24 protein-coding genes are annotated in these 23,790 nt (G+C 69.0%); 10 read left to right on the top strand and 14 right to left on the bottom strand.

What is annotated here, in order from left to right:
* Window positions 1-52: 52 nt before the first annotated feature.
* Genes VGB60_RS12955 through VGB60_RS12945 form a run of 3 tightly spaced genes read right to left on the bottom strand, consistent with a single transcriptional unit; the run spans window position 53 to window position 3,765 of the window.
* Window positions 53-850, bottom strand: a complete 798-nt coding sequence (locus VGB60_RS12955; RefSeq protein WP_331038663.1) for a cyanophycinase — start codon at window positions 848-850, stop codon at window positions 53-55.
* Window positions 843-3,572 carry a cyanophycin synthetase gene (gene cphA, locus VGB60_RS12950; RefSeq protein ID WP_331038662.1) on the bottom strand — a complete coding sequence of 910 codons (2,730 nt, stop codon included), beginning with the start codon at window positions 3,570-3,572 and terminating at the stop codon, window positions 843-845. Before cphA ends, VGB60_RS12955 begins: the two co-directional genes overlap by 8 nt.
* A 7-nt stretch (window positions 3,573-3,579) precedes the next feature.
* On the bottom strand, window positions 3,580-3,765 hold the full coding sequence (locus tag VGB60_RS12945; protein ID WP_331038661.1) for a hypothetical protein: 186 nt from the start codon (window positions 3,763-3,765) through the stop codon (window positions 3,580-3,582).
* 152 nt (window positions 3,766-3,917) lie between these two features.
* Between VGB60_RS12945 and VGB60_RS12940 the strand changes: the two genes are divergently transcribed.
* The gene (locus VGB60_RS12940) at window positions 3,918-4,832 is read left to right on the top strand and encodes an iron-containing redox enzyme family protein (RefSeq protein WP_331038660.1); all 915 of its coding nucleotides are present in this window, start codon (window positions 3,918-3,920) and stop codon (window positions 4,830-4,832) included.
* 86 nt (window positions 4,833-4,918) lie between these two features.
* Entirely contained in the window at window positions 4,919-5,770 is an 852-nt protein-coding gene (locus VGB60_RS12935) for a methyltransferase (protein ID WP_331038659.1), read from the top strand.
* Window positions 5,771-5,784: 14 nt separating this feature from the next.
* Here the strand turns inward: VGB60_RS12935 and VGB60_RS12930 are convergent, their stop codons facing one another.
* Complete coding sequence (locus tag VGB60_RS12930; RefSeq protein WP_331038658.1) at window positions 5,785-6,186, bottom strand: response regulator; 402 nt, start codon at window positions 6,184-6,186, stop codon at window positions 5,785-5,787.
* A 7-nt stretch (window positions 6,187-6,193) separates the two neighbouring features.
* Window positions 6,194-9,658 carry an EAL domain-containing protein gene (locus VGB60_RS12925; protein ID WP_331038657.1) on the bottom strand — a complete coding sequence of 1,155 codons (3,465 nt, stop codon included), beginning with the start codon at window positions 9,656-9,658 and terminating at the stop codon, window positions 6,194-6,196.
* A 75-nt stretch (window positions 9,659-9,733) separates the two neighbouring features.
* On the opposite strand from VGB60_RS12925, the gene VGB60_RS12920 reads away from it, so the two are divergent.
* Together VGB60_RS12920 and VGB60_RS12915 are read left to right on the top strand one after the other, a co-directional pair.
* A complete protein-coding gene (locus VGB60_RS12920) occupies window positions 9,734-10,174 on the top strand; it encodes a response regulator (protein ID WP_331038656.1) in 441 nt (146 codons plus the stop codon).
* Window positions 10,175-10,258: 84 nt separating this feature from the next.
* Window positions 10,259-10,660, top strand: coding sequence for a hypothetical protein (locus tag VGB60_RS12915; RefSeq protein ID WP_331038655.1), 402 nt, complete (start codon window positions 10,259-10,261; stop codon window positions 10,658-10,660).
* 1 nt (window position 10,661) lies between these two features.
* On the opposite strand, the gene VGB60_RS12910 is transcribed toward VGB60_RS12915, so the two are convergent.
* From VGB60_RS12910 to VGB60_RS12890, 5 genes are read right to left on the bottom strand one after another with little or no spacing between them, the layout of a single operon-like run.
* Window positions 10,662-11,546 (bottom strand): NAD(P)H-hydrate dehydratase, encoded by an 885-nt coding sequence (locus VGB60_RS12910; protein WP_331038654.1) that lies wholly within the window; start codon window positions 11,544-11,546, stop codon window positions 10,662-10,664.
* Window positions 11,543-12,301, bottom strand: a complete 759-nt coding sequence (locus VGB60_RS12905) for a histidine phosphatase family protein (RefSeq protein ID WP_331038653.1) — start codon at window positions 12,299-12,301, stop codon at window positions 11,543-11,545. The genes VGB60_RS12910 and VGB60_RS12905 overlap by 4 nt, the downstream gene beginning before the upstream one ends.
* Entirely contained in the window at window positions 12,298-13,158 is an 861-nt protein-coding gene (locus VGB60_RS12900) for an alpha/beta hydrolase (RefSeq protein WP_331038652.1), read from the bottom strand. Before VGB60_RS12900 ends, VGB60_RS12905 begins: the two co-directional genes overlap by 4 nt.
* A 50-nt stretch (window positions 13,159-13,208) precedes the next feature.
* Entirely contained in the window at window positions 13,209-14,504 is a 1,296-nt protein-coding gene (locus tag VGB60_RS12895) for an erythromycin esterase family protein (protein ID WP_331038651.1), read from the bottom strand.
* Window positions 14,505-14,541: 37 nt separating this feature from the next.
* Complete coding sequence (locus VGB60_RS12890; protein ID WP_331038650.1) at window positions 14,542-14,718, bottom strand: hypothetical protein; 177 nt, start codon at window positions 14,716-14,718, stop codon at window positions 14,542-14,544.
* Between the two features lie 179 nt (window positions 14,719-14,897).
* Between VGB60_RS12890 and VGB60_RS12885 the strand changes: the two genes are divergently transcribed.
* The 4 genes from VGB60_RS12885 (at window position 14,898) to VGB60_RS12870 (ending at window position 18,143) form a co-directional block, all read left to right on the top strand.
* Window positions 14,898-15,680 (top strand): DUF2243 domain-containing protein, encoded by a 783-nt coding sequence (locus tag VGB60_RS12885; protein ID WP_331038649.1) that lies wholly within the window; start codon window positions 14,898-14,900, stop codon window positions 15,678-15,680.
* Entirely contained in the window at window positions 15,677-16,120 is a 444-nt protein-coding gene (locus VGB60_RS12880; RefSeq protein WP_331038648.1) for a DUF4267 domain-containing protein, read from the top strand. The genes VGB60_RS12885 and VGB60_RS12880 overlap by 4 nt, the downstream gene beginning before the upstream one ends.
* Window positions 16,121-16,189: 69 nt before the next feature.
* Window positions 16,190-17,275 carry an aldose epimerase family protein gene (locus VGB60_RS12875; protein WP_331038647.1) on the top strand — a complete coding sequence of 362 codons (1,086 nt, stop codon included), beginning with the start codon at window positions 16,190-16,192 and terminating at the stop codon, window positions 17,273-17,275.
* Between the two features lie 16 nt (window positions 17,276-17,291).
* Window positions 17,292-18,143, top strand: a complete 852-nt coding sequence (locus VGB60_RS12870; protein ID WP_331038646.1) for an SMP-30/gluconolactonase/LRE family protein — start codon at window positions 17,292-17,294, stop codon at window positions 18,141-18,143.
* On the opposite strand, the gene VGB60_RS12865 is transcribed toward VGB60_RS12870, so the two are convergent.
* On the bottom strand, window positions 18,144-19,931 hold the full coding sequence (locus tag VGB60_RS12865) for an IlvD/Edd family dehydratase (protein WP_331038645.1): 1,788 nt from the start codon (window positions 19,929-19,931) through the stop codon (window positions 18,144-18,146).
* Complete coding sequence (locus VGB60_RS12860) at window positions 19,931-20,686, bottom strand: SDR family oxidoreductase (protein WP_331038644.1); 756 nt, start codon at window positions 20,684-20,686, stop codon at window positions 19,931-19,933. The genes VGB60_RS12865 and VGB60_RS12860 overlap by 1 nt, the downstream gene beginning before the upstream one ends.
* 98 nt (window positions 20,687-20,784) lie before the next feature.
* Here VGB60_RS12860 and VGB60_RS12855 point away from each other — a divergent pair, with 98 nt between their 5' ends.
* Both VGB60_RS12855 and VGB60_RS12850 read left to right on the top strand, forming a co-directional pair.
* Window positions 20,785-21,756, top strand: coding sequence for a 2-dehydro-3-deoxygalactonokinase (locus VGB60_RS12855; RefSeq protein WP_331038643.1), 972 nt, complete (start codon window positions 20,785-20,787; stop codon window positions 21,754-21,756).
* Window positions 21,753-22,385: a 2-dehydro-3-deoxy-6-phosphogalactonate aldolase gene (locus VGB60_RS12850; RefSeq protein ID WP_331038642.1), complete on the top strand. Its 633-nt coding sequence runs from the start codon at window positions 21,753-21,755 to the stop codon at window positions 22,383-22,385. The genes VGB60_RS12855 and VGB60_RS12850 overlap by 4 nt, the downstream gene beginning before the upstream one ends.
* Before the next feature lie 9 nt (window positions 22,386-22,394).
* On the opposite strand, the gene VGB60_RS12845 is transcribed toward VGB60_RS12850, so the two are convergent.
* Complete coding sequence (locus tag VGB60_RS12845) at window positions 22,395-22,574, bottom strand: hypothetical protein (protein WP_331038641.1); 180 nt, start codon at window positions 22,572-22,574, stop codon at window positions 22,395-22,397.
* Between the two features lie 26 nt (window positions 22,575-22,600).
* On the bottom strand, window positions 22,601-23,790 hold a 1,190-nt coding region (locus tag VGB60_RS12840), incomplete at its 5' end, for a family 1 glycosylhydrolase (protein WP_331038640.1).

The raw sequence follows: 23,790 nt of genomic DNA, 5'->3' as shown, positions 1-23,790 counted from the left end.
CTATCCGGCTCGCGGTTTCTCAGCGCTCCGTTCCGCTGAGGCGCGTGGGATGTCAGCGCGCGCGGCAGGGACGCCGCTTCGCGAAGTCGAACTGGTCGCCGGCGGACAGCACATGCATTCGCACGTCGAAGATCGACAGGGCGTCCTCGCGGCGGGCCTCGGCGATGTTTGAGTGGGTCGCCGACTCCCCGTCCACGACATAGACGGCGCCAGATCCCAGCACCCGGCCTTGGGAGCCTTCGACCAGCAGCGCTGTGTCTTCGTCGATGCCTACGCCGAGCAGCCGCGGATTATGCGCCACGGCGCCGACCAGCCGGCCATGGCGACCGCGCTCCGCGAAATGCTGGTCGATGATGACGTGCCGCATCAGTCCCAGGCCTGGCGCCATGTGCAGTTCGCCGATCCGGTAGGATTCAGCGCTCGGTCCCGCCACGAGCATGGTCTCGCTCATGACCGACGCGCCGGCCGACGTCCCCGCGATGACGACGCCCGAGCGATGGAGTTCGCCGATCCTGCGTTCCAGCGCGGTGTCGCCGATCTGGCTGGTGATGCGCAGCTGATCGCCTCCGGTGAAGAACACCCCGGCCGCGCCGTCCAGCTTCTCCAGAGCCTCCGGAGACTCGCTGTCGGAGCGCTCGTCGACGTACAGTTCCACCATGTCGGTCACGCCGAGCCCGCGGAAGGCTTCGAGGTAGGCGTCGAAATAGCCTTCCGGCTCGTGGGAGGCCACGGTCGCGACCACCAGCTTGCCGCCATCGAGCCGACGGGCGAGCTCCTTCAGGATGACGCGATCGCCCTCCTTGTCCTCATGCCCGCCGATGATCAGAAGCGCGCCCCGGCCCTCAGCCATGCGGCGGCTCCAGAATGACCCCGCCGGACGGCTCGGACGAGGGGGCGGTATCGGGCCGGAACTCCTGGATCAGTCGCCAGATTTCCTCGATCCGGGTCGGCATGACCACCACGACGTCGCCACGCCGCGCCATCCGGAGCGCATGCTCAGCGGCCTTCGGCTCCTCATGCACGCCGCTGATGCGAGCGGGGTCGTAGCCGGCGGACATGGCGCCTTCCGTCATCAACCGGATGACCTCGCCCTTTGGCCGTCCACGGTTGTCGGGGCTTTCGCGGAAGACCATGTGGTCGAAATACTCCGCGCCGATCTCGCCCATCGCCCGGATTTCCGCGTCCTGCCGGTCTCCGGGGATGCTGACCATGCCGATGGTGCGGCCGTTTTCCGGCCGGATGGCCGCAACCATGCTGCCCAGGGCACGCAGGGCTTCGGGGTTGTGCGCGTAGTCCAGGATCACCCGGAAGCCATGGTCGTCGAAGACGTTCAGCCGGCCGGGATTCTGTTCGAAAGTGGAGCGGAAGGTCGCCAGCGCAGTGGCGATCTGATGCAGGGGCGCGCCGGCGGCGTGGGCCATGGCGGCGGCCGCCAGGGCGTTCTGCACGTTGAACGCCGCCTGACCCTCGAGCGTCGCGGGGATGTCGCGGGCGTGGCAGACGACGTGCTGCTGCCCGCGGTCGTGAAGGGTGATGAGGCCCGTGGCCGGATCGTGGAGCACCGCCATGCCGCCCTGCGCCAGATGCTTCAGGACGAAGCCGGGCGCGTCCGCTCCGCCTCGCATGGTGAACCAGCAGACGCGCCCGCCCGCGTGACGGGCCATGCGGATGGTCAGGGGATCGTCGGCGTTCAGGACGCTGACACCGCGCCGGGACACGGATTCCACCACGACCGACTTCACCGCCGCCAGGTCCTCCAGCGTGTCGATGCCCTTGAGGCCCAGATGGTCAGGCTGGACGTTCAGCACCGCCCCGACGTCGCACCGGTCGAAGGCCAGTCCCTCGCGCAGGATGCCGCCGCGCGCGCACTCCAGCACAGCCACGTCCACCGTCGGATCGCGCAGCACCATTCGAGCGCTCCTCGGCCCTGAGGCGTCGCCGGAGAACACCTTTTCGGCTCCGATATAGACGCCGCTCGTATTCGTCAGGCCGACCGTCTGGCCGCCGGCCTGGAAGATCTGGGCCAGCATTCGGCCGACGGTGGACTTGCCGTTGGTGCCGGTGACCGCAAGCACCGGGATGCGGGCGCGGCTGCCGCGCGGGAACAGGGAGGCGACGATCGGGGCGGCGACGTCGCGTCTCTGCCCGTGCGACGGGTCGAGATGCATGCGCAGCCCTGGCGCGGCGTTGACTTCGACCACGCCGCCGCCGGTCTCGCGCACGGAGCGGGTGATGTCCGGCGCCAGCAGGTCTATGCCGGCCACGTCCAGCCCCACGGCGAGGGCGGCGCGGCGCGCGATCGCCGCGTTGTCGGGATGGATTTCCTCGGTCCGGTCGACCGCCGTGCCGCCCGCCGACAGGTTCGCCGCCGTATGCAGATCGACCCTGCGCCCGGCCTCGGGCACGCTCTCCGATGTCAGGCTCTGGCGCGACAGGATTTCGGCGGCGTAGGCGTCGAGCCGGATGCGGGTCAGCACGGCCTCATGGCCGACCCCGCGCCGGGGGTCGGCGTTCACCGCCTCGACCAGCTGGGCGACCGTGCTGACGCCGTCGCCGGTGACGTGCGGAGGCACTCGCTCGGCGACCGCGACCACCTCACCCGCGACGACCAGCACCCGGTGGTCGTGGCCCGGAAGCTGTTCCTCGATGATCACGCGCCGGCTGTGCCGCGCCGCCTCTTCGAACGCGAGCAGCAGTTGAGCGTCGGTCATCAGGCCCGTGGTGACGCCGCGGCCGTGGTTGCCGTCGAGCGGCTTGGCCACGACCGGACGCTTGAGGCCCTTGGAGGCTGTCAGCGCTTCGGCGGCGGTTCGCACGGTCACCCCGCGGGCGACCGGAACGCCTACGCGGTCCAGCACGGCCTTGGCTTCCGCCTTGTCGCCCGCGATCTCGGCGGCGATCAGCCCGGTCTGGCTGGTCACGCTCGCGCGGATCAGGCGCTGGCGACGGCCCCAGCCGAGCTGAATCAGGCTCTGCCCGTTCATCCGTTCGACGGGGATGCCGCGGCGGCGAGCGGCCGCGACCAAGGAGGCGGTGCTCGGTCCGAACGCGGCCCGGCGCAAGGCGAGCCGGATGGCCTCGACCGCCGAAGCGAGGTCAAGGGGCGCCGGCTCGTCGACCGGAATGATCCTGTCCAGTCCCTCGAGCGAATTGAGATCGTCCGGCAGCAGGCCGGCGACCAGTTCGACGGCGAACCGTCCCGCCAACCGGCCGGCGGTGTCGTCCTCGTAGGCGAACATGACGTTGTAGACGCCGGGCCGGCCCTTGACCGACCGGGTTTTGCCGCGCGTTGTCCGCGCACCGGCGAGGCTCTGCAGCTCCAGGGCGACGTGCTCGATCACATGGCCCAGCCAGGTGCCTTCGCGCATGCGTTCGACCAGACCGCCGGCGTGCCCATACGAACAGCCGTGTCCCTGAAGGCTCGGCATCAGGCTCAGCAGCGCCTCCGTGAAGCCGGGAAGGCGACTGGTCGGGTGATCCTCCAACGGGCCGAGATCCAGCTGGACACGGATCATCGGCCGGGCGCTGTAGAGGTGCGGCCCGCGATAAACCGCGGTCTCGAGAACCTTCATTCCCATGTCACGCGGCCACCGGGCCGTCGGACGCCAGAACAGCCTGCGACATGGCGCGCACGAGGCAGGCGGCCCCCTCCGCGCGGGAGCGGGCGCGGCCTTCTATCAGGGTTTCCTCGTTCCGGCCGCGGGCGGCCCACAGCCATGCGTCGCCGTCGCGCTTCAAAGTCCAAGTGAATCCGGAGTGTTGCATGAAGTGTCCTCTGATGCCGGAGGAACGGGGCGTCGTTGCCCCGGTTCCAGAGTCGGTTTCTCGACACAGGCTCGCTGCAAGCCGTTGTTTCTACGAAGGGAACTTTCCGAGCTCTGCCGCGTAATCCGCACTCATCATACGGAGTACCCATCATGCGCGTCCCGGACGCCGTTACGGCGTTGCGCCCTGAATCGGCGAGCCCCTCGGACTTTCATCGGCGGCTCGCCCGCTGGAACCATCGCCGTCTGAAGCCGACCATTCCCTACGCGGACTGGGTCGCCGATGCGCGCGAGGATGCGGAGCTCATCGTGACGGAAGGCGCCTACATTGAGCGGGCGCGCGCGGCGGCGGAGCCGTGGCTGAAGGATCTTCCCGAAACGCCGGCGGACTTCGTCGCCTGGTTCGAGGCCCTGAAGGGCGCCGGGCCCGGCGAGAACGATCCGCTGTTCCCATGGTTGGCGGAAGAAGCGGATTTCGAACAGATGCGCTGGTTCCTGCTGCAGGAGGTGGCGGGCGAGGCCGGGTTCGACGACCTCGTCGCCATGGCGCAGGTGAAGATGCCGGACCGGCCCAAGCTGGAGCTGGCCCGGAACTACTGGGATGAGATGGGCCGGGGCAGCATGGCCGGCATGCACGGGCCGATGCTGGCCAAGCTGGCGCAGCATCTGGACCTTCACCCCACCATCGAGGAGACCGTCTGGCCTTCGCTGGCGCTGGGCAATGTGCTGGTGGCGTTCTCCACGACGCGCCGCTACGCGTTCCACGCGCTGGGGGCGCTCGGCGCGGTCGAGCTCACGGCTCCTTGGCGCGCGGATCATGTGGCGCGGGGCCTGAAGCGGCTGGGGGTCGGACCCGAGCGCAAATATTACGCCCTGCACGCCACGCTAGATGTCGAACACTCGCGGACCTGGAACGAGGAAGTGCTGACGCCGCTGGCCGAGGATCGGCCCGAGGTGATCCGCAGCCTGGCCGAGGGCGCGGTGATGCGATTGATGGCGGGGGCCGCCTGCTATGACTGCTATCGCGAGCACCTCTGGGGTGAAAGCTTGCAGCTGAGGACGGCTTGACGTCGCACGCACGCCGGTCGGAAGCACAGAGTAAGTCGCTGGGCCGGGTTCTCCGTTCCCTGGATGAAGCCGGCTACCGGTTCGTCATGCCGACCCCGGGGACGCACCGACTGGTCTCCAGCCGGCTTGCGCGCGCCCGATCCGAAAACCTCAGGGATGTGTTCGGCTGGACGCGTTCGTTCGGCCCCGACGATCTGCCGGCCGACGTGCTTGACGACCTGCGGGCCGCCGGCGTGGTGGAGGTGGGCCGTGACGGGCTGAGGCTGACGGTGCGCGTCAGCACCCTCGACGGCCGCCTGCATGTCCATTCTGCCGCCGGAAGCAGCCGGAACGCGGTCTTCCTGGGGCCGGACAGCTACCGTTTCGTGAGACTGATCGACGCGGCGCTTGGCGAGGGCGGGCCGGTGAAACGCGCCGTGGACATCGGCTGCGGCGCCGGGGCCGGGGCTCTCGCCATCGCGGCTCGCCGCCCGGACGCCGAGGTTTGGGGGACGGACGTCAACGCGAAGGCCCTGCTGTACCTGCAGATCAACGCCGCCCATGCGGGAGCATCCGTGCGGGGCGCGGAAGGCGAGGGGCTGGCGCCCGTCGAGGGCCCGTTCGACCTCATTGTAGCCAATCCCCCTTACGTCGCGGGCAGCGGCGGCCGCATCTACCGGGACGGCGGGGACCTCTACGGAGCCGCGCTGGGACTGGACTGGGTGAGCGAGAGTCTGCCGCGGCTGAGCGAGCAGGGCCGGCTGGTGCTCTACACCGGCAGTCCGATCGTGGAGGGGCGGGACGTCGTGCGCGAGGGTCTACAAGATCGTCTCGGATCAGAGTTCGTCATGACCTACGAGGAACTGGATCCCGACGTGTTCGGCGGCATGTTGCGCCGCCCCGCCTACGATGACGTCGAACGCATCGCCGCCGTCGGGGCGGTGATCCGGCGGCGCTGACGGAGCGAGACGGATCAGCCCGTGGAGGCTGCGCCCATGCGCCGCGCCGGGATGGACAGCAGCCGATCCACAGAACCGGCGAAGGTGTCGACCCTGAGCGGTTTGGCGAGGGTGGCGTCGGCCCCGAAGGCCATCGCCGTCCTGAGCAGCAAGTCCGCTCCGGTGCGTCCGCCTGATGAGATCGCCAGAATTCGGATCGACGGCCGCAAGTTGCGGATTTCGATGATGGTCTCCAGCCCGTCCTTGTTGGGCATCAGCATGTCGAGCACGACGAGGTCGATGTGCATGGACCGCACCAGCTTCAGCGCCTCGTCGCCGTCGCAGGCCTCGACGATCGCGTGGTCGCAGTCGCGCAGCATCTCCGTTGCGATCAGGCGGACGGTGGGGTCGTCATCGACGATTACGATACTGGCCATCGGAGACTCAGGATGCCTTCAGGGTCGCGGGGATCGACGGAACGGCCGTGGCTCCGACCGGGAGCGACGGATACTCGGGGAGCTGATCGAACGGGACCGGTCGGCTGTACACATAGCCCTGGATCAGGTGGGCGCCGGCGGTGCGGAGGAACTGGACCTGCTGCTCCGTCTCGACGCCTTCGCAGACGATCTTCATGCCCATCGCGCGGCCGACGCCGATGACCGCATGAATGATGGCGGCGGACGCGGTGTCTTCCGTGCACCCCGTGACGAAGCTCCGGTCGATCTTCAGGGTCGAGAACTTCAGCTCGCGGAGCGCGTGCAGGCTGGTGTACCCCGCCCCGAAATCGTCCAGCGCCACGGCCACGCCCAGTTCGGCCAGACGGCTCAAGGTGGGGCGTGCGTGCTGGATGTCCAGGATGGCGGTTTCGGTGATCTCGATCTCCAGCCGCTTCGGCGGAAACGCGCGGCGGGCGGCGAGGGCGGAGACGCGGTCCGCGAAGCCGGGATCCTGGAACTCCGAGGCCGAGACGTTCACGGCCACGAGGACGCCGGGGCGGCCGCCGGTTTGCTCCATGGCGCGGTCCAGCACGAAGTCGGTGAGCATTTCGATTCCGCCCGCGGCTTCGAGGGCCGGGATGAAGTCGTCAGGCGGGATGGGCCCGCGGTCCGGACAGGTCCAGCGCACCAGGGCCTCGACCTTGCCGGCGAAGCCGCCGGTCCGATCCATCATCGGCTGGTAGAAGACCTGAATGTGGCCGGCGGCGATCGCGGCCCTCACATCGTCCTTCACGGTCGGGGCCTGAGGAGCTTCAGGCGCGGCCTCGGCCGCGGCCGAGGCGAGGCCGAGCGAGGCCATGGTGCGGTCCAGCAGGGCCTGTATGGCCGGGAGGTCGATGGCGTCGCCGGCGTTCTCCCGCGCCGCCCGTTCGGCGGCCGAAGCCGCCTTCGCGACGGCGGAGGCCCCGAGGCTCAAGCTCATGGACTTCAGCGCGTGGGCGGCCCGCGCCGCCGCGTCGAGGTCGCTCGCGGCCATGGCGGCCCGCAGGTCCTCGAACCGCAGGGGCGCGTTGGTGGCGTAGAGGTTGGCGATGCGCTCGACGAAGTCCGGGCGGCCGTTCTGCGCCATGGCCTCCAGTTCTGCCCTGACCGCCGGATCGAAGAGATCGTCGGCGCCCGCGGCCGGTGAGACTTCCGCCGCCGGTGCGTCCTCGCCCTCCACGGCGCGGTCCGGACAGTGGGTCTTGAGCGCTTGGGCCAGGTCGCCCACGGTGAAGGGCTTGTGGATGACACCGTCCATCCCGGCGCTGCGCCAGGCGTCGGCCGCCGAGCCGACGACATGGGCGGTGAGCGCCAGAATGGGGGTCCGCGGCCGGCCGTCCCGGGCTTCTTCCGCCCGGATCTGCCGACTGGCCTCGAACCCGTCCATGACGGGCATGGAGCCGTCCATCAGGACCAGATCGAACCGGTCTGTGCGGAGACGTTCGACCGCCTGCAGGCCGTCCTCGGCCAGGGCCACATCGGCGCCGAGCCTCTGGAGGGCCTCGCCGGCCACCTCGCGGTTGACGTCGGAATCGTCGACAACCAGCACCGACACCCCCGGGAAGCGCATGCCGGTCAGCAGTCCCGTGGAACCGGCCTCCAGCGCCATGGGCTGACCCGAGGCGATCTGATCCGCCAAGGTCCTGACGTCCGCGCGACGGATCGGCCATGGAGCGACGCACGCCGCGCTCGCGTCATACGCCCCTTCCGGCCCCATGAGCACGGACGGCAGGGGAAGGGGCGCGGCGGCAGGACCCACGAAGGCCGCCCCGGCGGAGGCCGGGTCGTCGGTCAGGCCGATGCCGAAATCCTTGAGATATCGGGTCACGGCCTGTTCCGTCATCGGTCCAAGGCCTGAAGTCATGACGCTCAGGCCGGCCGACGGCAGATCCCAGGCCGCAGGCTCCGCGGCCGCCTCGAACGGCGCGGCGAACGCGAAGGTTGAGCCGCGGCCCACCTCGCTGGACAGCCGCCATTCGCCGCCCATGGCCCGCACCAGCCGGTCGCAGATCGTCAGCCCCAGACCTGTGCCGCCGTGCTTGCGCGTCGTGGTCTGATCGGCCTGCGAGAAGGCCTCGAACAGCTTGGGCAGGACCGTCTCGGGGATGCCCGGTCCGGTGTCGGTGACGCTGAAGACGTAGCAGCCCGCTTGCGAGGGATCCGCTTCGATGGTCAGGATCACGCCGCCCGACTCCGTGAACTTGATGGCGTTGTTGGTCAGGTTGCTCATGACCTGACGCAGGCGGGTCGGGTCGGCCATGACTGGGGGGATGGCCGGGTCGACATAGACCGCGAGATCGAGGCCCTTTTCCTGCGCCCGCTCGGCGAACAGGCTGGCGACGTCCTCCGCCGTCTCGGCCAGATCGACTTCGACGGTCTCCAGCTCCATCTTGCCGGCCTCGACCTTCGAGAAGTCCAGGATGTCGTTGATGATGCTCAGCAATGAGCGTCCGGACTTCGCGATCACGTCGGCGTAACGGCGCTGCCGGGGGGGCAGGTCTGAACTGCGAAGCAGCTCGCTCAGCGCCAGGATGCCGTTCATCGGCGTCCGGATTTCGTGGCTCATCACGGCGAGGAAGTCGGACTTGGCGGCCGTCGCGGCCTCGGCCGCATCCTTTGCGACCACCAGTTCGGCCGTCCGAGCCGAGACCTCGTGCTCCAGCCCGGCGACGTGAGCGGCGATGCGGTCGTCGCGCAGGCGGATGGCCTCGGTCATGGCCTGGAAGCCGGCGACCAGATCGGCCATCTCGCCTTCAGCCTCGATCTCCGGCGCGCGCCGGAATTCCCCGGCCTTAAGCGTGCTGGTGAACTGCGCCAACTCGATGATCGGGCGACTGATCCGGCGCGCCATGCTGCTGGCGATCAGCAGCCCGGCCAACAGCGCCACGCCGGCGCCGGCGAAGCTGACGAGGACGGCGCCCAGCACGCGTGCGCGAAGACCCGGGGTCTCGCTCAGCAGGGTGATTTCGCCCACGACCCGGCCCTGGCTGCGGACCGGAACCGTGGCCTGTATGGTGCCGCTGCTGATGACCGACCAGATGGAGCCCTTCTGACCGGCCTCAAGCGCGATGTCAGAGTTGAGTCTGACGCCCCCCCCGGTCTCCGCAAGTAATCGCTGATCGGGCCCCACGATCCGCGCGTACTGGACGTCGGGCATCTGACTGATCGAACGGATCGCGACGAAGGCCCCGGAGGCGTCCGAACGCTCCACCGAAGCGGCGGCCAGCGAACCTATGACGTGAGCCGTCTGCGTGAGGCGTTCAGTCTCGAGCTGCGACTGGCGGCGCGCGTCCAGCCATCCCGACAGCGCGGCTGTAATGAGGCAGGTCGTCAGCAGCGATGAAAGAACCAGGCCGATCAGTTTTCGGCGAATGGAACCGCCGAAGAACTTCCCGCGAAAGCTGTTGGCTTTGTGTCTGCTTACGGACATTGCCAGACTATACAGTCGATTAATGACTTCTCCCTTAAGCTCCCGAGGTCGGCGTCAGGGCCGAAGGGGGTTGTTGTGAGTGGTTTCTTCTACGTTCTCGACGAGCAGGCCCGACTGCTCTTCGTCGACGACGACCCCATCCTGCGAGAGTTCGCGCAGGTGAATCTCGCATCGCCGAACGCCAGCGTCACCGTGGCCGAGAACGGCGCGGAGGCGATGCAGATGCTGGAAGCCGGGCGCTTCGACGTTTTGCTGGTCGATCTCGAGATGCCGGTCATGGACGGCTTCGCGGTTCTGGAGCGCCTGCGGTCGGATCCCGCCACCGTGGGGCTGCCGGTGATTGTTCAGACCGGGCGCGAGGACGTGGAAGCGATCGATCGCGCCTACCGCCTGGGCGCGACGTCCTTCGTCACCAAGCCGCTGAACTGGCGGCTGCTGACTTACCAGATCCGATACGTGTTGAGGGCCGCCCGCGCGGAACAGGCTGTACTCGCCAGAGCGGCGGCCGCGGCGTGAGAGGCCGCTTCGTGCTTGGCGCCGCTTCGCCTTGCTCGCCCGATGGGCGCGTGTTGGCGGTCCGATCTATCAGGAGGGTTCATCATGTCCGTCGAAGCTGACACTGTCGCGCGCAAGCTTGAAGCGGTCGAAACCGATCGCCGCGAGCGTCGGGAGCGGCGAGGCCGCGATCGCCGCCGCCCGGGAAACCGCATCAACATGGATGCGCCGAGGTCGTCGTGGATGAAGGTCATCGGCGCCTATGGCGTGGCTCTCAGCGCGGCGGCCTTCGCCCTGACGCTGCTCGCCGGAGGCGTCCTGGGTCAGAGCGCCGCTGTCGTCGTCATCGGCTTCGAGGCGGCGGCCCTGATAACTTCTGTGCTGCTGTTGGCTCTCGGATCGATCGAGCTTCGCCTTATCGAGGTCCGGCTCGAGTTGATGATGTTGAACGGCGGCATGCGCAACGAGGATCGCCGCGCCGGCGACCGCCGCGCGAACGCCGCCTGAACTAGCTGTCTGTCCCGGAGAGGACGCGAGGCAGCACGTCCAGCAGCTCCGACGCCAGAAACCCCAGCGCGCCGATCTCGCGGCTGAGGCGGGCCCCCGCCGCGGCGTGCAGGTAGACGGCCCAGAGCGCAGCGGTGACCGGCGCCGCGCCGCGCGCCAGCAGGCCGCCGATCACGCCCGCCAGAACATCGCCCGATCCGGAAGCGCCAAGGCCTGGAACGCCTCCCGCGTGCCGCCATGCCGTGCCGTCCGGCGAGACGACGAAGGTGACGGCGCCCTTCATGATCACAACGGACTTCAACCGCTCTGCGGTCTCGCGGGCGATTCCCAGAGCGTCCGCCAGGACTTCGTCCTTCGTAAACCCGCTGAGCGCCGCCATCTCGCCCGCGTGGGGCGTGAGGATCACGCGCCCATCCGCCAGCCCGCCGAACTTCGGCTGCAGCTCCGGATCGGGCATGGCCGCGGCGTCGACCACGAACGGCGCCGCGCCGTCCCCGCCGAGAAGGTCCAGCGCAAGTCGCTGGGCTGTCGGACCGTCCATCGTGCCCGGACCGACGACGACGGACACGCCGGTCTCCACGAACCGCCCCAGGACGCGGCCGGAGCTGCGGCTGAACTCCCCAGAAGCGGTAGACGGTGTCGCCACGATCCGGGCTTCCGGCAGCGCTACGCCGTAGGCGCAGGCAAGCGGGCGCGGAGCCGCCAGCCTGAGCCGGCCCGCGCCGACCCTCAGCGCGGCCCGACCGGTCAGCAGCGCCGCGCCCGGCACGCCGCCGCCGCCGGCGATCACCAGACAGGTGCCGCGATCCTGCTTGTCGCCATCCGGCCGGAGCGCGGGCAGCGGAACGGTCCGCAGCAGCTCGGGGGTCAAGTCCAGAACGCTCATCGGACGGCGACCGCGGCGTCGGGTTCGGTCGTCACGGGGGTTCCGACGGTCAGCAGCGGCGCGACGAAATTGTAGCGCATGAGCTCCAGCTCGCCGGCTCCTGGCGCCAGCCCGTATTCGGTGACGCCGCAGTTCGCCACATCCCCCTTGGCGTCGATCGCGAGGATTTGCGCCTCGTCGAGCTTCTCAAGCAGGTAGCGAAGGCACAGCACCACCACCTGGTGCCCGACGATGAGCACCCGCTTGCCCCGGTGATGAAGGCTCAGGGTGTCGAGCGCGCTGCGAAGCCTGAGGATGACGTCGCACCAACTCTCGCCGCCTGGCGGACGGTGGTAGAATTTACCCAGCAAGGCTCGAGCCTCAGCCTGGTCGGGGAAGTGCTCGCCGATGCCGCTGGTGGTCAGGCGGTCGAGGATGCCGAACTCCCGCTCGCGCAGCCGCTCGTCAGCGCACAGGAGGTTCGGTCCGCCGGGCAGGGCGTCGAGGATCGCTTGCGCCGTCTGCCGCGCGCGGAGGTAGGGCGAGACGAGCACCACCTCCGGCCGTTCGCGCTCGGGCAAGGCGGCGAACCAAGCCGCGAGGGCTTCAGCCTGCTGTTGACCAAGAACGCTGAGCGGCACGTCCGCGTCGCGAATGTCGAGGTCGATCCGCGCGCGTCCCGCCGCGCGCGCACGGTCTCGCGCGACGTTGCCGGCGCTTTGACCATGGCGCACCAGCCAGAGCCGGGCGGGCCAGCGGACCGACGGGTCCGTCACGCGGGAACCCTGTCCTCCGCGGCGCCGACGCCGACCCGTTCCAGCACGGCGTCGGCGACGAGGTCGGGCCTGGCGTGATGCACCATATGGCCGGCGCCCGGTACGGAGAGGTAGCCGCCTTCCGGCAAGATCGCCGCCAGCGCCCGGCCGTGAAGCATCGGATTGGCGACACGGTCCTGGTCTCCGCAGATGATGCGGATCGGCAGTCGCGCACCGCCATACAGGCTGGCGGAGCGCGTGAGGTCCGGGAGCAGGCGGGCCGCCTCGCGCGCCACCGTCTTCATGCGGCTCCGCTCGCCTGGAACTCGGGTCGGGAACGCCGCTTCGAACGGGTCCGGGATCGGCTGTGGGAAGAACATGGCCCGCCAGACGGCGGGCATGGCCACCGCGTCGAACGGCATGGACAGAAATGACAGCAGGTCGCCGACAAGCGGCGCGGCTCTCGGTCCGAACAGCACCTGCTCCAGCCTCGGCTCCGGGAAGGCGAGGGGAGCCAGGGCGACCACGGCCGTCAATTCCCCGGGGGCCTGCACGGCCCAACTGAGAGCGACCGCGCCGCCGAAGGAGTGGCCGACGACGACCGGCCGGTCCAGCCCCAGCGCTCCGCTCAGGCCGCGGAGAAGGGTCGCCTGCCGCCAGATCGACGCCGTCTCCCAGTCCCCGTCGCTGCCGCCGTAGCCCGGGCGGTCGACCGCGATCAGCCGGACCCGACCGGCGAGTGCATCGCCCAAGGCCAACAGAAGGTCGTCGGCTCCGGTCAAGGCGCCGTGCAGCAGGATGACGGGCGGGCCGCTCCCGATGTCGGCATAGGCGAGGCGCACGCCCGAGACTTCGATGAACTGGCGTGGGTATATCATCGCCCATCAACAGTCGGATCGGGCGCACGTTCCACCGCATCGCGCCGCCGTCAGAGCGGCGTGACCGGTTCGGTCAGCTTCAGGAAGACGAGGCCGTCGAACTGGGTCGACAGATTGGCTTCGAAATAGTGGGCGCCGCGTTCGTCGTCCGGGCGGTATATCACGCCCACCGCCCGCTGCAGGGCGGGTTGGCGCAGCGGCGAGTCCTCGGCCTCCTCGCCCAGGATGACCAGGGCCCGGTCCAGCCCGGCGGCCTCCAGGATGGCGGAATAGCTGCCCGGCAAGGCTGGGTTGAGCGTGTAAACGCGCCCGGAGCCGCCCCAGTCCCGCGCCGCCCTCACCCGACCCGCGTAGGTGAGGAAGCCGACGCTGAACACGCGGTCTGCGTACCGCTCCTTCAGCAGCTGACCGAGGTTCAGTTCGCCCCGGTATGTCATCTCCGTCGCCCGCGCGTCTCCGACATGGGTGTTGTGCGCCCAGACGACGACCCGACCTCGCTCTTCGCCTGGCGCGGCGTGGTGAGCCGCCACGGCCTCGATGGTCTCGCTCATGCTGCGGTCGCGGACATTCCACGAATAGGCGCCGCTGTAGGCCGCGCGGTAGTAAGCCTCCGCCGCGATGACATGGCTGGCGTTGCGCAGCGCCGAGAAATGCTCGTCGTCCGCTCCCGGTCGGGCCGGCGGCCCGACGGACTCGACCAGTTCGCGCGCGGCGACGGCATCATCCTCGCATGAGGCCGACGGTCGCCGGGTCGCCGCACCGTAGGCCTCGGGCCGCCCGCGATACGGCTGGAAACAGCGATACAGGCGCCGGATCGTGTCCGCGTCCGGCGGTGCGGTTCGGGCCATGTAGTCGGTGACCGCAGCGGCCGCCTCGAACAGGTTGTAGACATCCATGCCGTAGACGCCGACCTGCTGATCCGGCGGCAGCGGCTCGTTGTGCCGGCGGATGTCCTCGATCAGGGCGGCGAACTCCGCGTTCCTCCACATCCAGCGTGGGAAGCGGTCGAAGCCGGCCAGCGCCTGCTCCGCCGAGGCGTCCACGCCCTTTCGCCGCACATAGTCGTTCAGCCGCTCCGCTTCCGGCCAGTCCGCCTCGAGGATGAGGGCCCGAAAGCGCCGCTCGCGGATAAGACGCAGGGTGATGCGGGCCCGCTCGCGGTAGAAGTCGGCGGTGCCGTGGCTGTTCTCGCCCAGCAGGACGAACTCAGCGTCCGCGGCGGCGGCGAGCAGGGCATCGTAGTCCTGATCCGCGCCCGTGATGGGCGACGGCGCGCTGATCGAGAAAGCCGGGGCGTTATTGGTCGGGGAGGACGCCGCCTCCTGGGCCTCCGCGCAGCCGGACATCAGCGTTGCAGCCCAGACCATTCCTGATGCGCGCCAGCTAGCGGCGGCCATGCCGTCTCGCCGAGATGGCGGCCGCTTCGTAGTCGGCGGCGAGCCGCTCGAACATCTCGCGCTGGCGCGGGTCGTCCGCGTCGGCGGCTCGCGCCTGCCAGCGACGCGCCTTCTCCCTCATGTCTTCGTCGGCCATGGGCACGAGGCCTGTTCGTGCAAGCATCTGAAAACTCCATCGAGATTTCAGCGCCCGGCGCAGGGTTCGGGTTCCTGTGTCGGGAGGGCGAAACAAGGACGCGGTCCAGCGTGGCCGACAAGACGATGAGCAGGTGAAGTATTCGTGGCCGTGGAACCTTAGTTCGGTCCTCCGGTTCGCCCGGTGTCGACCAGATGGAGCTCGCGATGACCCGCCCGGCGCTGTTGTCACCCCCCTTCGGTGGAGCGTTCGTTCTGGGCTTCGCGCTGAGCGGCTTCTTCGACGGCGTCCTGCTCCACCAGATCCTCCAGTGGCACCATCTGCTGAGCCTGGTCGACGCGCCGCAGGTGGAGAGTCTGCATGCGCAGATCCTCGCCGACGGAGCCTTCCACGCCCTGATGTACGCGGTCGCCGTTGTGGGGCTGATCCTGTTGTGGCGGTCGCGGCACAGCCTCGGGCAGGCGGGCGGCTCACGTCGGCTTGTGGTGGGAGTGCTCGCCGGTTTCGGCGTGTGGAATATCGTCGACGTGGGCCTGTTCCATTGGATCCTCGAGATCCATCACATCCGCCTCGACGTCAGCGATCCGGTCCTGTGGGACGCCGGATGGCTCGTCGTGCTTGGCCTCCTTCCCCTGCTCGCCGCCGTCGCGGTCGCCCGTGGGGCGCAATCCCCGGGCGGCGCTGGCAGAGGCCCCGCGGCGATCGCCGTGTTCCTCGCCGCCGGCTTGGGAGCCTGGAACCTGCGGCCTCCTCCCGCGGGCGCCGAGACCATGGTGCTGCTGCGGCCGGGGGTCGAAGTGATGGACACGGTCGTGGCCGCCGACGCCCGGCTTGTCCAGATAGACGCGAGCGGGTCGATCGCCATCCTGCGTCTGCCCGACGGCGCCAACCCCTGGATGCTGTACCGGCATGGCGCGCTGATGGTGCAGGGCGCGGGGCCGTCCGGCTGCTTTTCCTGGAGCCGGCCGACCGCGGGAGCGGCGGCATGACCGCCTCGGCCGGCGGCTCCAGGGCGCCTGCGGCGGGGGCCCTGGTGCTGGGCGCGGCATTGCTGGGCCTTGGTGGTCTATTCCTGTCGCGGCCGCGAGAGGCGGCGCATCTGTTCGGCCTGCCTGTCCAGGGAGCCGGCGAGGACTACGTCCGCGCCCTCGGCGTCCGCGATCTGGCCTTGGCTGGCGGTCTCGCGATGTCGGCCTCCGCTTCGCCGAAGTCCTTGGCCGCGGTCTCGGGTCTGGCCGCCATGATCCCGGTCGCCGATGCCGCGCTGGTGCGCGCCCGTCGGGGTTCGCCGGCCGCGGTCATGCTCCATGCCGCAAGCGCGGCGGCGCTGGCGGTGCTCTCCGTCGCCGCGTGGCGCAGTGGGACCAGACAGGAACGAGCGGCGCGGCGGGCGCGGGGGCTGGATCCCGGACTCGCGGATTTGACGTAGCCGGGGCACCGGAGCGCCGCAGAGGACTTATCTGCAGAGGCGGAAACAGTCCTACGGGAGGCTTAGTCAGTGCAGGGCAGACCCGGACCGGGGACGGCGAGCCGCGAACCGTTCGGCCGTACCCCTCAAGGCGACGCGGTCGAATTGGTGACGCTCGACGCCGCCGACGTGCGCGTCCGCATCCTGACACTAGGCGCGGCGATCCAGGCGGTGATCACCCCGGGGCGCGACGGCGAGACTGCGGATGTCGCTCTCGGCTTCTCCACGCTGGCGGGCTACCTGAACCAGACCGCCTACATGGGCGTCACGGTGGGACGAGTGGCGAACCGGATCGCGGGCGGACGCTTCGTGCTCGACGGCGCCGAGCACCGCGTTCCGCTCAACGACGGGCCGAACTCGCTGCATGGCGGGACCGAGGGGCTGGACCGAAGAGTTTGGGAGATCGTCTCGCTCTCGGATGAGCCCGCGCCGACGCTGGTCCTCCGGTGCGTCAGCGCGGACGGAGATCAGGGCTATCCCGGAGAACTGACCGTCACGGCGACCTACCGGCTGTCCACTGACGGCGTCCTGTCGCTGGACTACGCGGCGACGACGGACCGGGCGACGGTCGTGAACATCTCCAATCACGCGTACTGGAACATCGCCGGAGAGGGCGCGCCGGGCGGGGCGATGGGGAATATTCTGACGCTTTATGCGGACGAATACCTTCCTACCGATCCGACGGCAATTCCGACCGGGGAGTTTCGCAGCGTCGAAGGCACGCCGTTCGACTTTCGTCAGCCGACGCCGGTGGGCCTTCGGGTCCGGGACGCCTCCGAAGAACAGATCGTGTTCGGCAAGGGCTACGATCACAACTGGGTCGTCAGCCGTGAGACTGCGCCAGAGCCGCGCCCTGTCGCCCGGCTGGAGGATCCCGTCTCAGGCCGCGCCATGGAGCTTTGGTCGGACCAGCCTGGGGTGCAGATGTATTCAGGCAACTTCCTCGACGGCTCCTTCGCAGGGAAATCGGGGCGGCTGTACCGGCAGGGGGACGCCGTGGTGCTGGAGCCGCAGATGTTCCCCGACACGCCGAACCAGCCCGCCTTCGGCTCTGTCCGCCTTGATCCGGGCCAGACCTACCGGAACCGGATCCGCTTCCGCTTCTTCACCTGCTGAAGCGGGAGACCCACGGATGGATGAACCGGAACTGGTCTGGGACCTGCGGGCGGAACTGGGCGAGGGCCCGGTCTGGTCCGCCCGCGAGCGGTGCGTCTGGTTCGTCGACATCAAGGGCCGCAAGCTCCACCGCTATGGAGAAGACGGCTCTCGTGCTTCGTGGGACACGCCCGACCAGACCGGCTTCGCCCTGCCGGCCGAGGACGGGTCGCTGGTCTGCGGCGTTCGCTCCGGGCTGCATCGGTTCGATCCGGTGAGCGGCGCCTTCGAAAAGCTGGCGGCGGTTGAGCCGGACTGTCCGCAGAACCGGCTCAACGACGGCTTCGTGGCGCCGGACGGATCGCTCTGGTTCGGTTCGATGGACGACAGCGAGGAGACGGTCTCAGGGGCGCTGTACCGTTACCATCGCGGTGAAATCACGCGGCACGACGACGGCTATCGCGTCACCAACGGGCCGGCGATGAGCCCGGACGGGCGGACCCTCTATCACAACGACACCACCGAGCGGCGCATCTACGCCTTCGATCATGACGACGGGCGGCTGAGCAACAAGCGGCTGTTCGCCGAGACGGTCGACGGTTCCGCGGACGGACCGAGTGTCGACTCCGCAGGCGTCGTCCATGTCGGCCTGTTCAACGGCTCGGGCGTGGCGCGGTTTTCGCCGGAGGGCGAGCGGATCGGAACCATCCGATTCCCGGTCGTGACGGTCACCAAGGCGGCGTTCGGGGGCGAGGACCTGAGGACGCTCTACTGCACCACGGCCTGGCTCGGGAATGCGGACCGCCGGGCGGAGCAGCCGACGCTGGGCGGACTCTACCGGGTGCGTGTCGAGACCCCCGGCCTGCCGCAGGCGCTGGTCAGGCTGTAGTCAGTGACTGTCTCTCGGCGGGCCGAAGCGGTCGATGATGCGGTGGTATTTCACCGCCGGCTCCAGCACCGCGCCGGTCTCGAGTTGCCCGACCATGCCGCGCTGGATTTCCTGCCAAGGGGTCTGGTGCGCGGGATAGGCGTAGCCGCCCGCGGCCTCCAGTGCGGCCCGGCGCTCGGCCAGTTCCGCGTCTGAAACCAAGACATCGGCGCGGCCGGTGTTGAGGTCGATACGGACTCGATCGCCGGTGCGCAGCAGCGCCAGCGCGCCGCCCGCCGCCGCTTCCGGCGACGCGTTCAGGATCGAGGCGGAGCCGGAGGTGCCGGATTGCCGTCCATCGCCGATGCAGGCGAGGGCGTGGACCCCCTTTTTGATCAGATAGGCCGGCGGCCGCATGTTCACGACCTCCGCCGCGCCCGGATAGCCGATCGGCCCGGCCCCCCGCATGAACAGCAGGCTGGTCTCGGTTATGCCGAGGCTCTCGTCGTCGATGCGGTGGTGATAGTCTTCCGGCCCGTCGAACACGACCGCCTCACCCTCGAATGCGTTCGGATCGTCGGGGTTCGAAAGGTAGCGTTCGCGGAACTCCGGGCTGATGACGCTCAGCTTCATGATCGCGGTGTTGAACAGGTTGCCGGTGAACACGCGGAAACCGGCGTCGGTCTTCACGGGGTCGTCGAAGGGTCGGATGACCTCGGACAGGACGGTGTTCTTGCCGGCGCAGTTCTCGCCAAGTGTCCGCCCCGTTACAGTCAGGGCGCCCTCCCGAATGAGACCCTGCGGGATCAGCTCGTTGATCACCGCCGGCACGCCCCCGGCGTGGAAATAGTCTTCGCCCAGGTATTCGCCGGCCGGCTGGAGATTGACCAGCAGCGGCACATGGAGACCGTGGTCCTCCCAGTCCCGCAGCGTCAGCTCGACCTCGACGTGCCGGGCGATGGCGATCAGATGGATCGGTGCGTTGGTGGAGCCGCCGATGGCGGAGTTGACCACGATGGCGTTGAGGAAGGCGTCGCGCGTCAGGATGTCCGAGGGCTTCAGATCCTCGCGCACCATCTCGACGATTCGCCGCCCGGTTTCATAGGCCGCCTGCGCCCGCTCGCGGTAGGGCGCGGGGATGGCGGCGGAGCCGGGCAGGGACATGCCGAGCGCCTCGGTCAGCGAGTTCATCGTCGTCGCCGTGCCCATGGTGTTGCAGTAACCGACGGAGGGAGCCGACGAGGCGACCAGCTCCAGGAAGCCGTCGTAGTCGATCTCGCCCGCAGCCAGCATCTGTCGCGCCCGCCAGATGATGGTGCCCGAACCGGTGCGCTTGCCCTCGTGCCAGCCGTTGAGCATCGGCCCCACCGACAGGGCGATGGCCGGCATGTCCACCGTCGCCGCCGCCATCAGGCAGGCGGGCGTGGTCTTGTCGCAGCCGATGGTCAGGACCACGCCGTCGAGCGGATAGCCGTACAGCGTCTCGACCAGGCTGAGATAGGCCAGGTTGCGGTCCAGCCCGGCCGTCGGGCGTTTGCCGGTCTCCTGGATTGGGTGGACCGGAAACTCCATCGGGATCCCGCCCGCCTCGATGATGCCCGCCCGCACCCGCTCGGCGAGCACCAGATGGTGGCGGTTGCAGGGGGCGAGGTCCGAGCCCGTCTGGGCGATGCCGATGATCGGGCGGCCGGACTGCAGCTCGCGCCGGGTCAGGCCGTAGTTCAGATAGCGCTCCAGATAGAGGGCTGTCATGTCCGGGTTTTCCGGATTGTCGAACCAGGCGCGCGACCGCAGGGGCTTGTCCCTCATCAGACCCAGCCTCCATCGACGACATAATGCTGATTGGTGCAGGCGCCGGCGTCCTCCGAGGCCATGAAGACGACGAAGCTGGCGATGTCGTCCGGGACCAGCTTCCGCTTCAGGCACTGGCGGTCGTAGATTTCCTGCTCGGTCTCCGGCGTGACCCACAGCTCCAGCTGCCGCTCCGTCATGATCCAGCCGGGCGCGACAGCGTTGACCCGCACGCCATGAGGCCCGAAGTCCCTCGCCAGCGAGCGGGTCAGGCCCAGCACCGCCGACTTGCAGGCGGTGTAGGCGACCATGCCGCCCTGACCGATCATCCACGAATTGGAGCCCAGGTTCAGGATCACGCCCGCCTTCTTCTCCATCATGTCGGGGAGCACCGCCTGCGCGGCGAAGAACTGATGCCGCAGGTTCACGGCGATCCGGCCGTCCCAATAATCCTCCGTCACCTCCAGCGTGTCGTGTCGCTGATCGTTGGCGGCGTTGTTGATCAGGATGTCGATGGCGCCGAACCGCTCGCGCACCTGCCTTATCGCGGCCTTGAGGGTGGGGATGTCGGTGAGGTCGCATTCGACGAACTGGAAGGCGCCGGCCTCGCCGAGTTCCGCCTGCAGCGCCTCCCCGCGTTGGGCGTCGAGGTCGAGGACGCCGACCCGGCAGCCCTGCCGCAGGAAGCTCCGACCGATGGCTTCGCCGATGCCGCCGGCCCCGCCGGTCACGATCACGACCTTGCCCGACAGGTCCGGATAGATTGCGGCCATGACGATTCCTTGCTGCGGCGCCCGACGCGCCAGCGGCGACACAGCTTCAACGCCGTCAGGGGCGCAGCGGTTCAGGGCCCTCGAACCGAAGACGTGGCGTGAACATTGCGGCCTGTCATGCGCTTGTTCGGGCGACGCCTTATTTCCGATCTTCCGCGGAGGCCGCCATCTCCCACCCCTCGCTTGAAGCCGCCGCCCTGATCGGTGTGGACTGGGGCACCAGCAATGTGCGGGTGATGCGGCTGGCCGCGGGCGGGCGCGTGCTCGACCAGAGGGCGGACCCACGCGGCGCGGGAGAGCTGTCCGCCGAGGGCTTCCGAGCCGTGCTGGACGAGGTGGCCGGCGACTGGCTGGCCGAGGCGCCGGTCCTGATCTGCGGCATGGCGGGCGCGCGGGGAAAATGGCGGGAGGCCGGCTACCAGCCCTGTCCCGCCTCCCTTACGGATATCGCGGGCGCTCTGGTGCGGCCTGGAACCGACGGCGAGGTGTTCATCGTCTCCGGCGTCTCGGAGGTTGAGGACGGCGTCCTGACCGACGTCATGCGCGGCGAGGAGACCCAGATGATGGGCCTCTGGGGGGACGGCGGCTCCGGCTGGGCGGTGGCGCCCGGCACCCACAGCAAATGGATCAGGGTCGAGGACGGCCGCATTGTCTCGTTCCGGACCTTCGTCACCGGTGAGCTGTTCGCCGCGGTGAGCCAGAGCGCCATCCTCTCAAGTTCTCCTGATCGCGCGGCGGGTGACGACGAGGCGTTCAGCCGCGGGGTCGAGCGAAGCCTTTCCGACCGGGCGGTGACGGCGGCGCTGTTCTCCGTGCGGGTCGGAATGCTGGGCGGGCGGCTGGCGCCGGAGGCGGCGCCCGACTACCTGTCGGGTCTGCTCATCGGCGCCGAGATCGCGGCTCAGCTTCAAGCCGCCCATGCGGCGCCAGTCACGCTTGTCGGGGCGCCCGAGCTGTCCCGTCGCTACGGCATGGCGCTGGAGGTGGCGGGCCTCCCCCGACCCGAAGTCGCGGACGCGGCCGAGGTGACGGCGAAGGGCCTGTGGCGCATATGGGAAGCGCGGACATGACCGAAGACATACTGGCGACGCTCGACGCCCTCCCGCTGGTCGCCATCCTGCGGGGGCTCCGGCCCGACGAGGCGGTCGAGGTGGGGGAGGCGATCGTCGCCGCGGGCTTCCGTTGTCTCGAGGTGCCGCTGAACTCGCCCGAGCCGCTCGACAGCATCCGTCGTTTACGGGACGCGCTGGACGGTCGCGCGGTCGTCGGCGCCGGCACGGTGCTCAATACGGAGGCCGTCCGGGCCGTGGCGAACGCCGGAAGCCAGATCGTGATCTCGCCCAACACCAACCCCGAGGTGATCCGGGCGGCCAAGGCGGCCGGGCTGGTGTCGATGCCGGGCTTCTTCACACCGTCGGAGGCGTTCGCCGCGCTCGGCGCGGGCGCCGACGTGCTCAAGCTGTTTCCGTCGGAGGTCGCCGGTCCGGCGGGCCTGAAGGCAGTACGCGCGGTGCTGCCGCAGGGCACTCGGGTCTACGCGGTCGGAGGCGTCGAGCCTGACAGCGTCATGACATGGCTGGCCGTAGGCGCTTCAGGCTTCGGGCTCGGATCGGGGGTGTTCAAGCCGGGCCGATCGGCGGCGGACAGCGGCAAGGCCGCGGCGGCGTTCGTCAGGGCTTGGGAGCAGCGGAACGGCTGAAAGCGGCGACTAGTGCAGCCGGTCTGTCGGGGCGCAGCGGTGGTAGTCGACGATCATCTCGCGCTCGCCGTCGCGCTCGCGGATCCAGGCCTTGGTCTCGTGCACCGCCACGACGGTGTACTCGCCGGGATGGGCGTCGGTGACGATGACGTCGCCGTCGTTCAGAATGTGGCCCGCAAACAGAGTCATGACGCTCTCCCGGGGTCGCAAACACCTTACGTCGGGAAAGGTTCCGCGTCGGCCAGCTTCAACTCCCGGCGCCGGAGGTTCGCCGCCTCCTGCAACTGCGCCACCGAATGGTCGTCGCCCCATTCCTCGGGCGGCACGATCGGCACGCTGAGACAGACGCTCTGTGTCGGCAGGATCTCGGCCCAGTCCTTGATCAGTTGCTTGTAGGACCGCCCCACGGCGCGGATATTGCGGTCGAGGTCGTACAGGCCCAGCGGGTTCACCGTCCCGTTCTGCTCGCGCAGGGCTGTGTCCCAGTCCATTTGGTCGGTCAGCGAGTACCAGGTGAAGCCTACAGTCGGGACGCCGTCGTTGCGAACCCGCAGGACATTGGCCCACTCCTTCCACAGCCAGTTCACCGCCTCGTCGCCGTTCGGCCCCTCGGAGATGTTGGTCTCGGTGTGCATCACTGGCAGGCGGTAGCGGTCGTAATACTGGCGGGTGATCTCGCTGTAGCCGAAGATCTCGCCCGACGCGGTCGTCGATCCGTCGGCCCGGACGCGGTGCTCGTTGGTCCAGTAGTAGTCGTTGCCGAGGATGCAGTGCTGTCGCAGCCGGCGGCCGAGGAAGAAGTGGTACTCCTCGCGCGTCATGCCGTTGTCCATCAGGAACTCGTAGACGCCGGAGTCGACGCGGCGGCCGTAGTTCAGGTCCAGCGTCAGGAAGCGCTGGCAGTTCATCGTCTCCGCCGGCTTGATCGCGGCCGGATTCTCGGCGTGGAAATACTCGGACGACTCGCTCTGGATGAAGATGACGTCCGGACGGACCTGAAGGATCGCCTCCATCGCCAGAACATTGGCTTTCACGATGTTCTTCAGCGCCGTGACGAAGGTCTGGTCCGTCTTGCCCTCCTCGTTCCACCATCCGAACCGGCCGGAGAAGGTGGCGCAGATGAACATCTCATTGACCGGCGTGTAGAGCTGAACCCACGGGAAGCGCTCGGCGAAGGCTCGTGCATAGGCTTCGAAATGCAGCCCGAAGTCGGGGTTCTGGAAGTCGCCGATCCAGTCGGGGACGCCGAAATGGCACAGGTCGACGATCGGGATCAGCCGTCGCCGGCGGATCTCAGCGAAGGTCTCGTCAGCGAACGACCAGTCGTAGCGGCCAGGTCCAAGAAGGGTGGTGTGCAGCGGCGGGCCGTATCGAAGATACCGGATGCCCATTTCCTGGACGAGGG

Source organism: Brevundimonas sp., from assembly GCF_036399195.1.
GTDB lineage: Bacteria > Pseudomonadota > Alphaproteobacteria > Caulobacterales > Caulobacteraceae > Brevundimonas.
The sequence above is the reverse complement of the archived record's forward strand: the minus strand, read 5'-3'. Positions and strand labels throughout refer to the sequence as shown.